General features: G+C 64.5%; 14 protein-coding genes. 8 read left to right on the top strand and 6 right to left on the bottom strand.

Annotated features, from left to right (window positions below):
* The 3 genes from ACMV18_RS01545 to miaB form a co-directional block, all read left to right on the top strand.
* Positions 1-672, top strand: a 672-nt coding sequence (locus tag ACMV18_RS01545; RefSeq protein WP_420816423.1) for a nucleotidyltransferase family protein, incomplete at its 5' end; no start/stop codon positions are given.
* Between the two features lie 70 nt (positions 673-742).
* Positions 743-1126: a hypothetical protein gene (locus ACMV18_RS01540; protein ID WP_420816422.1), complete on the top strand. Its 384-nt coding sequence runs from the start codon at positions 743-745 to the stop codon at positions 1124-1126.
* A 13-nt stretch (positions 1127-1139) separates the two neighbouring features.
* The gene (miaB, locus tag ACMV18_RS01535) at positions 1140-2498 is read left to right on the top strand and encodes a tRNA (N6-isopentenyl adenosine(37)-C2)-methylthiotransferase MiaB (RefSeq protein ID WP_374255894.1); all 1359 of its coding nucleotides are present in this window, start codon (positions 1140-1142) and stop codon (positions 2496-2498) included.
* Between the two features lie 63 nt (positions 2499-2561).
* Here the strand turns inward: miaB and nhaR are convergent, their stop codons facing one another.
* Positions 2562-3467: a transcriptional activator NhaR gene (nhaR, locus tag ACMV18_RS01530; protein ID WP_374255893.1), complete on the bottom strand. Its 906-nt coding sequence runs from the start codon at positions 3465-3467 to the stop codon at positions 2562-2564.
* Positions 3468-3625: 158 nt separating this feature from the next.
* Here nhaR and ACMV18_RS01525 point away from each other — a divergent pair, with 158 nt between their 5' ends.
* A complete protein-coding gene (locus ACMV18_RS01525) occupies positions 3626-4276 on the top strand; it encodes a Bax inhibitor-1/YccA family protein (protein WP_374255979.1) in 651 nt (216 codons plus the stop codon).
* A gap of 28 nt (positions 4277-4304) precedes the next feature.
* On the opposite strand, the gene ACMV18_RS01520 is transcribed toward ACMV18_RS01525, so the two are convergent.
* Genes ACMV18_RS01520 through ACMV18_RS01500 form a run of 5 tightly spaced genes read right to left on the bottom strand, consistent with a single transcriptional unit; the run spans position 4305 to position 8456 of the window.
* Positions 4305-5348 (bottom strand): NAD(P)H-dependent flavin oxidoreductase, encoded by a 1044-nt coding sequence (locus ACMV18_RS01520; protein WP_420816421.1) that lies wholly within the window; start codon positions 5346-5348, stop codon positions 4305-4307.
* A 13-nt stretch (positions 5349-5361) separates the two neighbouring features.
* Positions 5362-6084, bottom strand: a complete 723-nt coding sequence (bioD, locus tag ACMV18_RS01515; protein WP_420816420.1) for a dethiobiotin synthase — start codon at positions 6082-6084, stop codon at positions 5362-5364.
* Between the two features lie 37 nt (positions 6085-6121).
* On the bottom strand, positions 6122-7504 hold the full coding sequence (gene bioA / locus ACMV18_RS01510; RefSeq protein WP_420816419.1) for an adenosylmethionine--8-amino-7-oxononanoate transaminase: 1383 nt from the start codon (positions 7502-7504) through the stop codon (positions 6122-6124).
* Between the two features lie 18 nt (positions 7505-7522).
* Positions 7523-8185 (bottom strand): 7-carboxy-7-deazaguanine synthase, encoded by a 663-nt coding sequence (queE, locus tag ACMV18_RS01505; protein ID WP_420816418.1) that lies wholly within the window; start codon positions 8183-8185, stop codon positions 7523-7525.
* A gap of 1 nt (position 8186) precedes the next feature.
* Complete coding sequence (locus ACMV18_RS01500) at positions 8187-8456, bottom strand: hypothetical protein (RefSeq protein WP_374255888.1); 270 nt, start codon at positions 8454-8456, stop codon at positions 8187-8189.
* A 162-nt stretch (positions 8457-8618) separates the two neighbouring features.
* Between ACMV18_RS01500 and hemA the strand changes: the two genes are divergently transcribed.
* The 4 genes from hemA to ACMV18_RS01480 all read left to right on the top strand — a co-directional run bounded on the left by hemA (position 8619) and on the right by ACMV18_RS01480 (position 12783).
* Positions 8619-9968 (top strand): glutamyl-tRNA reductase, encoded by a 1350-nt coding sequence (gene hemA / locus ACMV18_RS01495; protein ID WP_420816417.1) that lies wholly within the window; start codon positions 8619-8621, stop codon positions 9966-9968.
* 8 nt (positions 9969-9976) lie between these two features.
* Entirely contained in the window at positions 9977-11077 is a 1101-nt protein-coding gene (gene prfA / locus ACMV18_RS01490; protein ID WP_374255977.1) for a peptide chain release factor 1, read from the top strand.
* Positions 11078-11084: 7 nt separating this feature from the next.
* The gene (gene prmC / locus ACMV18_RS01485; protein ID WP_420816425.1) at positions 11085-11900 is read left to right on the top strand and encodes a peptide chain release factor N(5)-glutamine methyltransferase; all 816 of its coding nucleotides are present in this window, start codon (positions 11085-11087) and stop codon (positions 11898-11900) included.
* 139 nt (positions 11901-12039) lie between these two features.
* The gene (locus tag ACMV18_RS01480; protein WP_420816416.1) at positions 12040-12783 is read left to right on the top strand and encodes a hypothetical protein; all 744 of its coding nucleotides are present in this window, start codon (positions 12040-12042) and stop codon (positions 12781-12783) included.
* Positions 12784-12806 lie beyond the last annotated feature (23 nt).

Here is a 12806-nt window from a genome sequence, read left to right as displayed (position 1 = left end):
ATGCGCCCCCTGACCGACCACACGCCCAAGCCCCTTCTGCACGTGCAAGGCAAGCCACTGATCGAGTGGCACCTGGAAGCCCTGGCACGCGACGGCGTGACGCAGGTGGTCATCAACACCGCCTACCTGGAAGAACAGTTTGAGCCCACGCTGGGCGATGGCACACGCTGGGGCCTGCGCATTCACTACTCACACGAGGGGCGCGACCACGGTGGCGCCCTCGAAACCGCTGGCGGCATGGCCAATGCCCTGCCGCTGCTGGGCGACGCCTTCTGGGTGCTGGCCGGCGATGTGTTCGTGCCCGGCTTCCGGTTTGATCCGCAGGCCGCACGCGACTTTGCCGCGCAGACGGATTGGGGCCGTATGTGGCTGGTGCCCAATCCGGCCCATGTCCCCACGGGCGATTTCGCCTTGAACGCAGAAGGTCGCATCCTGCGCAAAGACCAGGCACCCAGCGGCACGCCGGCCTATACCTACTCGACGATTGGGCTGTACCGCCCCGCGATGGTGGACCACCTCACCGTGGGCCAGAAAGCGGCCCTGCGCCCCAGTCTGGAACGCGCCATTGATGCGGGCCGACTCAGCGGCACCCTCTACACCGGACCCTGGGTGGATGTGGGAACACCGGAGCGTCTGGCTGAACTCAATCGCCGCCCCACCTCCCAGGGCTGAAGATTCCGCCACAGCAGCCAGGGGCACGGGTAAAATCGGCAGCCTGATCAACAGCCCCTGGATCTACACCATGCCCCGCTGTCTCTCGATGGCCCTGGCCACCATGGCCTTGGCCATGCCAGTCCTGGCCAGTGCCCAAATCGCCCGTGCCCTGCCCCTCAACTCGCTGCGCGGCGAAGTCACCTTCGGTCAACCGCCCGAGGTGACCCTCAACGGCACAGCCATGCGTCTGGCACCTGGCGCCCGCATCCGCGACACCAACAACATGCTGGTCCTGTCCGGCACGCTGGCGGGGCAAAAGCTGAAAGTCAATTACACGCTCGACCCCTACGGTCTGCTTTTCAACGTCTGGGTGTTGCGCAGCGACGAAATCGCGCGCCTGTGGCCCACCACGGCCGAAGAAGCCGCCAAGTGGACCTTCAACCCCCTCACCTCCACCTGGACCAAGTCCTGATCCCCGCCCGCACATGAGTACCGACGCACAGACCAAGAAGGTCTACATCAAGACCTATGGTTGCCAGATGAACGAATATGACTCGGACAAGATGTCCGACGTCATGAATGCGGCCAAAGGCTACGAGCCCACCGACAACCCTGAAGAAGCCGACCTGATCCTCTTCAACACCTGCTCCATCCGCGAAAAAGCGCAAGAGAAGGTGTTCAGCGACCTTGGCCGTGTCAAGCACCTCAAGGAAAAGGGTGTGATGATTGGCGTGGGCGGTTGCGTGGCCAGCCAGGAAGGCGCGGCCATCATCGAGCGCGCGCCCTATGTGGACGTCGTGTTTGGCCCGCAAACCCTGCACCGCTTGCCCGCCATGCTGGAAAAGCGCCAGCAGCAAAAGCGCCCGCAGGTCGACATCAGCTTCCCCGAGATCGAGAAGTTCGACCACCTGCCTCCGCCACGCAAGGAGGGGGCATCAGCCTTCGTGTCCATCATGGAAGGCTGCTCGAAATACTGCAGCTACTGCGTGGTGCCCTACACCCGCGGCGAAGAGGTCTCACGCCCGTTTGAAGACGTGCTGACCGAAGTCGCCGACCTGGCCGACCAAGGCGTGAAGGAAGTCACCCTGCTGGGCCAGAACGTGAACGGCTACCGCGGCAAGATGGGCGACACCGCCGAGATCGCGGACTTTGCGATGTTGCTGGAATACGTGGCCGAGATCCCCGGCATCGAGCGCATCCGCTTCACCACCAGCCACCCCAACGAGTTCAGCCAGCGCCTGATCGACGTCTATGGCAAGACCAGCAAGCTGGTCAACCACGTGCACCTGCCGGTTCAGCACGGCTCGGACCGCATCCTGATGGCCATGAAGCGTGGCTACACCGCGCTGGAATACAAGAGCACCATCCGCAAGCTGCGCGCCGTGCGCCCGGACATCAGCCTGTCGACCGACTTCATCGTCGGCTTCCCCGGTGAAACCGATGAAGACTTCGACAAGCTCATGAAACTGGCCACCGACCTGGAGTTCGATGCGTCCTTCAGCTTCATCTACAGCGCCCGCCCCGGCACGCCGGCCGCCTCGCTGCAAGACGATGCCCCGTATGAGGTCAAGCTCAAGCGCCTGCAAACGCTGCAAGCCTATCTGGAAGCCAATGTGCTGCGCTACAGCGAGGCCCTGGTGGGCAAGACCCAGCGCATTTTGGTGGAAGGCCCCAGCCGCAAGGATCCGTCCGAACTGATGGGCCGCACCGAGTGCAACCGCATCGTCAACTTCCCGGCCGGCCCCACGCAAGCCCTGCGCGACCGCCTGGTGGGTCAGCTGATCGACGTGAAGATCACCAAGGCATTCCCGCACTCGCTGCGCGCTGAAATGATCGTGGCCTGACACCCTCAGCATCCGTCACACCCAAAGGGGCTCCTGCAGGAGCCCCTTTTTCATGCGCGCAGCTCAGCGGTTCCACGCTGCAAACAGCCCCTCACGGGCCGCTTGGGCGATGGCGGCTACACCGGGATGGGTCAAGCGGCGATCCACGGTGATCACGTAAAACTCTTCGATGAGGTCTTGCGCCTCCCCCACCAGATGCACGCCATATTGGCGACGCACTTCCTCATCCAGCACCATGGGGGCCATGAACACGCCGTGACCATGCTGACCCAATGCCTGCAGCAAGGCCCCGTCATCGAACTCGCCCACCACCTGGGGTTTGAGTTTGTGCTTGCCCAACCATTGCAGCAGCTTGACCCCCAGGGCCGACTCGGTGCCCGGAATCAGCAAGGGCACGTCGTCCAGACACGCCGGAAAGCCCCCCTTGATCTTGGGCAGCAAGGCTGGCGTGGCATAAAAGCCCACGGTTGAACCGCCCAACCGGTGATTGAAGCCCTGTACGCTCAGCGTCGGCGGCAAGGGCGTGTCAGACAGCACCAGATCCAGCCGGTGCACCGCCAACTCGGCCAACAAGCTGTCGAGCTTCCACTCCCGGCACACCACCTTGAACCGCTGCTTGCTGTGCAACACCGGCTCCAGCAGGCGACAGGCCACCAACTTTGGCACCGCATCGGCCAAGCCCACACGCAACTCGATGGGGCGCGCCACCCCACGCGGTTGCCGCACCACCTGATCCAGCTCAGCCCCCAGGTTGAAGATGTCCTGGGCATAGCTGAAGGCCAACTGGCCGGTTTCCGTCAACTCCAGCTTGCGCCCTTTCTTCTGAAACAGCGGGCGCCCGAAATGATCCTCCAGCAACTGGATCTGTCCACTGATGGTCTGAGGCGTGACATGCAGGTGTTCACTGGCTTTCACCACGCCCCCCATTCTGGCCACGGTCCAGAAGTACTGCAGGTGCTTGTAGTTCATATCGGTTTTATCGAATGATCAGAGTCATAAATTCGAATTTACCCGAAATGATGAAATCCTCACAATGCCAGTCATCCGGAGTGGTTCCAGTGCGAGCCACCCGTGTTTGAGGAGAAGACACCATGTCCTACGACCATCCCAGTTCACGCACCCTGTCGATGGGCGACGTCACCACCGTGATGCCGGCCAGCGCGCAACGCGTGCTGCGCAACACCTATGCTCTGCTGGGCCTGACCCTGGCCTTCAGTGCCGCCACCGCCGGCGCCGCCATGGCTTTCAACTGGCCCGCGCCCGGCCTGATCCTGACCCTGGTGGGCTTCTACGGCCTGTTCTTCCTGGTCAACAAGTTCGCCAACAGCGGCAAGGGCGTACTGGCTGTGTTTGCGCTGACCGGCTTCATGGGCTACACCCTGGGCCCCACGCTCAATGCCGTCATGGCGATTCCCGGCGGCGCCTCGGCCATCACCAACGCCCTGGCCGCCACCGCGGCAGCTTTCCTGGGCTTGTCGGCTGTGGCCTTGGTCACCAAGCGCGACTTCAGCTTCATGGGCAAGTTCTTGTTCGTGGGTTCGCTGGTCGGTGTGGTGCTGGGTCTGGGCGCGATCTTCTTTGAAGTGCCCGCCCTGAGCCTGGCCGTGTCCGGTCTGTTTGTGCTGATCGCCAGCGGCATGATCCTGTTCGAGACCAGCCGCATCGTCAACGGTGGCGAGACCAACTACGTGATGGCCACCGTCAGCCTGTTTGTCTCGATCTACAACCTGTTCACCAGCCTGCTGATGCTGTTCGGCCTGGGTGGTCGCGACGAGTAAACGTTTGGGGTCGACCGCCCCTGCCTGCTCAGGGGGCGGTCTGCAGCGCAGAGAGGCTGGTCGCCACGCTCTGCGCCTGCTTCATGACGCGGTCCACGATGTCGGCCACACTGGCGATGTCGTGGACCAGTCCTTGTGACTGACCGATCAGTTGCACGCCATCCTCGTGGTTCGCCTCGTGGATGGCTTTTCTCATGGCGAGGGTGGCTGCGCCAAAGTACGCCACCTTGACTGCCCCCACCAAACCTTGCCCCATGGCATCTTTGGCCAGCGCGGTCAGCGGTGTATTGAGTTCGCGGGCGGCCGCCAGAGAACGGGTGATGGCCACAGGCGGACTGAGCTTGCGGGCCGTGTACTTGCGCCCGCCGGGCGTGCGCATGACGCGGCACGGGAAGGTGTCGAAGTTCGACGAGTAGATGGTCTCTTCCGCCTCTTTGCTGAGCACCAGTTGCTTGGTATCGGCGTGCATGGGGCTTTCCAATGAACTGGCAAAGCGCGTCCCCATGGCCACCGCATCGGCACCCAGCGCCAGCGCCGCCATCAAACCTCGGCCATCGGCAAAACCACCCGCCGCGATGATGGGCAGATCGGTCATGTCCCGCACCGCCGGGATCAGCACCATGGACGTCACCTTGCCGCCATGGGCTGCCGCCTCATGCCCGGTCACGATCAGGCCATCCACACCGGCCGCCAGCGCCGAACGGGCGTGGGCTTCGGTAGACACCGTGGCCACCACCTTGCCACCATAGGCATGCGCGGCTTCTGTGACCCACTCGCCTTTGCCCATTGACACGTTGATGACGGGTACTTTTTCTTCCAGGGCGACCTTGGCACACTCGGCAGCGCCCGGCAACATCAGGCTGCACCCCACACCAAACGGCTTGTCGGTGAGGCGGCGCACTTCGCGGATGGCCGCGCGGCACTCTTCGGGCGACAGCGCCCCCGATGCCAGAATGCCCAGGCCACCGGCATGGCTCACCGCCGCCACCAGACGCGGCACGGCAATGTAGGTCATCCCGGGCAGGACGATGGGATGTTGAATGCCGAGCAGGCGCGTCAAACGGGTTTGCATGGTCAATCGGGTTTCAAGGCAAAGTCAGTCGGTGCGCCAGGTCCGCAGGTGCGGCCAATGGGTCCCAAGGCCAATGGGCCAGCATGGGGGCGCGCAAGCGGGCTTGCAAGGTCGCCAGGTTGGCCGCCTGTTCGGGCATGTCAGGATCGACCACATTGGCCACCCAACCGGCAAAGTGCAAGCCACGCGACAAGATGGCCTCTTGCGTCAACAGGGCATGGTTCAGACACCCCAACCTCACCCCCACCGCGAGGATGATGGGCAGGCGCAAACGTTGAGCCAGATCGGCGCTGGTGGCCCAGTCGCCCCCCAGATCCGGGTCGGGTTCGCAGAACGGCACGATGAAGCCGCCCGCGCCTTCCACCACCACAGCATCCGCGTGGCTGCGCAGCGCATGGAAGGAGGCTTCCAGATGATCCAACTCGATCACCACCCCCGCACGCCGGGCGGCGATGTGCGGTGAGACCGCATCGGGCAAGGCATACGGATTGTCGAACGACGCAGGCACCTGCAAGCTGGCGGCAGCACGCATGGCCGCCACATCTTCATTGAGCCAGTGACCAGGCTGAGCAACGGTTTCGTCCACCCAGTCGCAACCGGCCGCCACGGGCTTCATGCCCACCACCTTGGCATGACCCGCGTGCCGCAGGGCATGGATCAGGGCACAACTGGTGCGGGTCTTGCCCACGCCGGTGTCCGTCCCGGTGACGAAATAGGCCGGGGGAAGTGCGTTCATGGCAACTCCAGCAAAGAGAATGTGGACAGACGAGAGATCAAGGCACCGGCACCACGGGCGCCTGGGCCTGCGGCAAGGCGTCGATGTCGGCCAGCACACGGTCCAGCACACGCACCAGGCCGTGTGCCAGATGGGTTTGGTCCGCTTCCGTCAGCACGTACGGGGGCATCACATACAAGGTCGTCCCGATGGGGCGCAACAAGAGGCCCGCGTCCAGTGCCGCCCGGTGATAGCGTGCAGCAAACGTAGGCTCCTGACAGTCGATGTCCCACGCCCAGATCATGCCCAGGTGCCGATGCCCCTTGACCCGTGGGTGTGCACGCAAGGGGGCCGTCAAGGCATGAAAGCGTTCGGCCGCCTCACGGTTGCGGCTCAGCACATCACGGCCTTGCGCATCTTGCTCGGCAAAGGTGTCCAGCACGGCCAGCGCAGCCCGGCAGGCCAGCGGGTTGCCTGTGTACGAGTGCGAATGCAAAAAGCCATGCACCGTGCGATCGTCGTAAAACGCTTGGTACACGGCATCCGTCGTGAGCACCGCTGACAAAGGCAGGACCCCACCGGTCAGCCCTTTGCTCAAACAGATGAAATCGGGCTTGACGTGCTCGCCATCCGCACGACGCGCCTGCTGGTGGGCAAACAAGGTGCCCGTGCGGCCAAAGCCCACGGCAATCTCATCGGCGATCCAGTGCACCTCGTACTGATCACACAAGTCACGCACGGCGACCAGGTACTCGGGGGCATACATGGCCATGCCGGCAGCGCCTTGCACCAGTGGCTCGAGGATCAACGCGGCGGTCTGGGCGTGATGGGCTGCCAAATAGTTTGCCAAGGCCTCGATGGCATGGCGCGTGTGAGTCGGCGCACTGACACCCGGTGCCGCATGACGGGGATCCGGCGATGGCAGTGTGGCGCTCAGACGCACCAGAGGCGCATAGGCTTCGCGGAACAAGGGGATGTCGGTCACCGACAGCGCACCGGCCGTTTCACCGTGGTAGCCGCCTTGCAGGCCGATGAACTGGTTCTTCTCGGCGCGCCCACGGTTGCGCCAGCTGTGGGCACTCATCTTCAGCGCGATTTCGGTGGCGCTGGCGCCATCGCTGGCATAGAAGGCATGGCCGAGCCCGGTCAACGCAGCCAGACGCTCCGACAGTTCAACCACCGGCGGGTGCGTCAAACCAGCCAGCATGATGTGGTCCACCTTGCCGAGTTGATCGGTGATCGCCGCCTTGATGGGCGCAAAGTTGTGCCCAAACAGGTTGACCCACCACGAACTTACCGCGTCCAGAATGCGATGCCCCTGGTCGTCGATCAGCCACGGGCCGTCGGCCGCGACGATGGCGCGGGGCGGAAAGTGCTCGTGCACCTTCATCTGGGTGCAAGGGTGCCAGACGGCCTGACGACTGCGTTCCGCCCAATTCATGTCGCGTGACTCCGGGGCTCAGCGAATGCCAAGGGATTTGTGCGTTTGCACGCTGAGCATCCAGCGTGGATGGTCGAGGCACCACTGCACGGCCCACTGCATGGCCTGACGACGGGCCTCGGGCTGGGCGCTGTCCATCGCTTGCACACGCAGTTGCTGAAAGTCCAGTTGCTCAAAGGCCAGCAAGTCGGCCTCGGTGAAGCCGGCTTGGGGCACGACCACTTTCAGTTCATGACCGCGCGTCTGAATCAGCTTGGAACCCGCCTTGGGGCTCACACAAATCCAGTCCACCCCCTCCGGCGCCACGACGGTGCCATTGGTCTCCACCGCGATCTCGAAACCCTGCGCATGCAAGGCGTCAATCAAGGGCGTATCCACTTGCAGCAGGGGCTCGCCCCCGGTGATCACCACAAAGCGCTGGCCTCGCTGTCCCGCCGGGGTGTCAGGCCAGAACGAGGCGATGCGCGCGGCCAGCGCCTGGGCCGTGTCGAACTTGCCGCCCCCCAAACCATCGGTGCCCACGAAGTCGGTGTCGCAGAACTGGCAGATGGCGCTGGTGCGATCTTGCTCACGGCCCGTCCACAGATTGCATCCAGCCATGCGGCAGAACACGGCGGGGCGACCTGCGTGGGTGCCCTCGCCTTGCAGGGTGTAGAAAATTTCTTTGACGCTGTAGGTCATGTCAACGCAGTCCTGTCCACCAGACCATCAGGGCCGAACTCAGCACCAAGGCGGCATAAGTCATCATGGCACCGTCTCGCCCCAGCACCAACAGCCCCAGGATCAGCACCACACCATTGGCCAGCGCGGTGCGCGTGACCTGCAGGGTCCAGCCCTTGCCCTTCAGTTCCTTCCACCAAACCAGCCTCGCTAGGGAGGGCACGAGCACGGCCATGCCCAGGGCGGGCAAGAGGAAGTTGACTAGGTGGTCGAGTGCGTCGAGAAAACCCATGGGCAGATTGGTCCGGCAAGGCAAGCGGGCGGAAAAGGGGCTCTTGCCATTGCGCTGCATCAAAAAGGCAGCGATCTCGTGGCGAGGTACCCGAAAATTCCTGCAAAGGGCAAAACCAGGTTCGTCCCCAATGCAAACGGGGCGATTTTATAATCGCGGCCTATGACCGTCTTGACCCTGGGCCTCAACCACACCACTGCCGCTGTTGATCTGCGCGGCCGTTTCGCATTTGCGGTGGATCAGTTGGCCCCGGCGCTGCAAGCTTTGCATCAGCAACTGACGGGCACGCCTCATTCTGAAGCCGCGCTGCTGTCCACCTGCAACCGCACCGAGTTGTACGTCGCGGCGGGTGGCATTGGCGGCCCCATTCACCAGTTGCGCCATGCGGCGGTGGACTGGCTCAGCCGCACCGGCGGCGTGTCGGCCGATGAGCTGATGCGCCACACCTATGTGCTGGAAGGCGGACAGGCCGCCCGCCATGCCTTCCGCGTGGCCAGCGGGCTGGATTCCATGGTGCTGGGCGAGCCCCAGATCCTGGGTCAGATGAAGCAAGCCGTCCGCGAGGCTGACAACGCCGGCACACTGGGCACGACGCTGCATCAATTGTTCCAACGCAGTTTTGCGGTGGCCAAGGAGGTTCGCACCTCGACCGAAATTGGTGCGCACTCCATCAGCATGGCGGCCGCAGCCGTTCGCCTGGCCTCGCAACTGTTTGAAGACCTGAGCAAGACGCGCGTGCTCTTTGTGGGCGCCGGCGAAATGATCGAGCTCACCGCCACGCACTTTGCCGCACGCAACCCGCGTGGCATGGCCGTGGCCAACCGCACACTGGAGCGTGGCGAGAAGCTGGCCACCCACCTGGGTGCCCAGGCCATGCGTTTGGCCGACCTGCCGCAACGCCTGCACGAATTCGACATCGTGGTGTCCTGCACCGCCAGCAGCCTGCCCATCATCGGGCTGGGCGCGGTCGAGCGCGCGCTGAAAGCCCGCAAGCGTCGCCCCATGTTCATGGTGGACTTGGCAGTGCCCCGCGACATCGAACCCGAAGTGGGCCGACTGGGTGACGTCTACCTCTACACCGTGGATGACTTGTCGACCATGGTGCAAACCGCGGGCGAAAAGCGCCAAGCGGCCGTGGCCCAGGCCGAGGCCATCATCGAAACCGGGGTGCAAGGCTTTGTGCACTGGCTGGACCAGCGCACCACCGTGCCGCTGATCAAGGCCCTGCACGCCCAAGCCGACGACTGGCGCGCCACCGAACTGGCCCGCGCACGCAAGATGCTGAGCAAGGGCGACGACATCGAAGCTGTGCTCGAAGCCCTGTCACGCGGCTTGACCCAAAAGATGCTGCACGGTGCCATGGCCGAGTTGCACAGCGCCGATGCACACACGCGCCCTCAGGTGGCGGCCTCCTTGTCGCGCCTGTTCCTGCGGGGAGAAACCGTGCTCGCGAGCCCGGCTACCGAGCGCCCTCCCGTGCGCCCTGACACGTCGGACGAGGGCGTCGCGTGAGCGCCGTGCTGGCGCCGTCTCTCGCCTCCTCGCTCGAACGCCTGGCCCACCGCCTGCAAGAGCTGGACATGGCGTTGTCCGACCCGGTCGTTGCGGCCGACAACAAGCGTTTCCGTGAGCTGTCTCGCGAGCATGCCGAAGTCAGCGGGGTGTGCGACCTCGCTCGCCGCCACACCCAACGCCAGCAGGATCTGGACACGGCGCGCGACATGCTGGCCGATTCAGGCGACGACGCCGACATGCGCGCCATGGCGCAAGACGAGATCACGCAAGCCGAGGCCGATCTCGACCGCCTGGTGGCCGAACTGCAAACCGCCCTGCTCCCTAAGGACCCCGACGACGTCCGCAACGCCTTCATCGAAATCCGTGCGGGCACCGGTGGCGACGAGTCGGCGCTGTTTGCAGCCGACCTCGCCCGCATGTACACCCGCTATGCCGAACGACAGGGCTGGCGCAGCGAGATCATGTCGGCCAGCGAGTCCGACCTGGGTGGCTACAAGGAAGTGGTCCTGCGCTTTGAAGGCGATGGCGTCTACGGCAAGATGAAGTTCGAGTCGGGCGGACACCGTGTGCAGCGCGTCCCCGCCACCGAGACCCAGGGCCGCATCCACACCAGCGCCTGCACCGTGGCCGTGATGCCGGAGCCCGACGAGGCCGCCGCCATCACCCTGAACCCGGCCGATTTGCGCATCGACACCTTCCGGGCCAGTGGTGCGGGCGGTCAGCACATCAACAAGACAGATTCGGCCGTGCGCGTGGTGCACTTGCCCACCGGGTTGGTGGCCGAATGCCAGGATGGCCGCAGCCAGCACAGCAACAAGGCCAAGGCCCTGCAGGTGCTGCAAGCCCGTCTGCAAGAAAAAGAACGCAGCGAGCGTGCTGCCAAGGAAGCGGCCTTGCGCAAAGGCCTGATCGGCAGCGGCGACCGCTCTGACCGCATCCGCACCTACAACTTCCCGCAAGGGCGCCTGACCGACCACCGCATCAACCTGACGCTTTACAAGCTCCTTGCCATCATGGAAGGTGATCTGGACGACGTGGTCGCCGCCCTGCTGGGTGCGCAGGCGGCCGACCAGTTGGCGGAGCTGGAGGCATCAACCGGTGTCTGACGTCAACATGACCGTGGGCGGTGCGCTGGCGCACGCTCACACCTTGGGTGTGGACCGCCTGGACGCGCACCTGCTGCTGTGCACGGTGCTGGGCTGCACGCGCACGTGGTTGCTCTCGCACGATCAGGACGCCATGCCGGAAGGGCCCCTGACCCGCTATCTGTCCTGGCTGAGCCGTCGCGCCGACGGCGAACCATTGGCCTACCTGCTGGGCGACAAAGAGTTTTTCGGTCTCACCCTCAAGGTCACGCCCGACACCCTGATTCCCCGCCCCGACACCGAAACACTGGTCGAGTGGGCCTTGAGCCTCATCCCGGAAGCCGGCCCCGCCCGTGTGGTGGACTTGGGCACCGGCAGCGGCGCCATTGCCCTGGCTTTGGCCCATGCTCGCCCCCAGGCAAACATCACAGCCGTGGACGCGAGTGCCGGTGCGCTGGCCGTGGCGCTGGACAACGCCCGGCAACTGGGCCTTCGAGTGCGAGGCCTGCAGGGATCCTGGCTGACACCGCTGGCGGGTGAGCGCTTTGATCTCATTGTCAGCAACCCACCCTACATCGCCGAGGGGGATCCTCACCTCCCCGCGCTGCGGCACGAACCCATCACGGCGCTGACCTCTGGCCCCGATGGACTGGACGACATTCGCCTCATCGTGGCGCAAGCCCCCGCGCATCTGGCCCCAGGCGGCTGGCTGCTGCTGGAGCATGGTTACAACCAGGCCCCCGAAGTGGGTGCCCTGCTGCGCCAGCAAGGCTTTGAAGAAGTGAGCACCCGCTTCGATCTGGGCGGGCAGCCACGCTGCACCGGCGGCCGCCGGCCTGCCTGAGTCCTCCCCCCTCCCACTGGGAAAGCCCTGCTACCGGGGGCATTTCCAGACACTGAAAATGGGGTGACGAACGCTCACATCTCTCACACACAAAGGTCAGGCCGGGGCGTAGCATCCAGACGTCCCTGAGGAGATCGCCATGGCACACACCACGACCACACCGCCCTGTCCGCACCCGATGCGTGGCGCGCTGCCGGCGCTGTGCCTGAGTCTTGTGGCACTCTCAGCGGCCCATGCCCAAATGGTGCCCCGTCCCGAACACGCCCTGCGTCAGGCCACCTCCGGCAGCCTCACCACCGTGCGCATTGGCTGGCAGCAAGTGCAAGGCAAAGAGGCCGCGAACGGCCTGCAGGCGGCCGGCCAGACCTTGTGGCCACAATGGGAAGGCCGCGTCGGGGTGGTGATCGATCGACCGGTCAACCCGCTCAAGGACAGTTTCGTGCTGACCCAACCCGTTCCGGCCGGCCTGCGCATGCGCAGCCTCCACATCCTGTCCGACTACTACATGGAAGGTGGGTTCCGGGCCACTGCGGGCGTGGTGCAAGGCGACGCCAGCCAGGCCTGGTGGTCGGGCTCCGATCATGGTGGGGGACTCAACCTCAGCTTGCAGCGCCTTGACAGCCTGTCTCTGGGGCATGCTCAAGCGGGTGACGCCACCAACCAGCCCAGCCCCTACATCGGCGCGGGCTACTCCGCCAGCTTTCAGAAACCGGGGGCCAGCACGGCCTGGCAGTTCAACGCCGACCTGGGTTTGATCGGCACCCGCTCAGGCGCCCTGAATCGTCTGGGCGATGCCCTGCAGGGCAACCTCAACACCAGTCAGTTGGTGCAAGGGCTGGGCCTGCGCCCGCTGGTGAAGGTTTCCGTGGGATACGCCTTCTGAACTACACCTTCTGCCGCATCAAT

Origin of the sequence: Aquabacterium sp. (genome assembly GCF_048860245.1) — a bacterium.
Classification (GTDB): Bacteria; Pseudomonadota; Gammaproteobacteria; order Burkholderiales; family Burkholderiaceae_C; genus Aquabacterium.
Note: the sequence above shows the minus strand (reverse complement) of the source record. Positions and strands in the feature narration are given on the sequence as shown.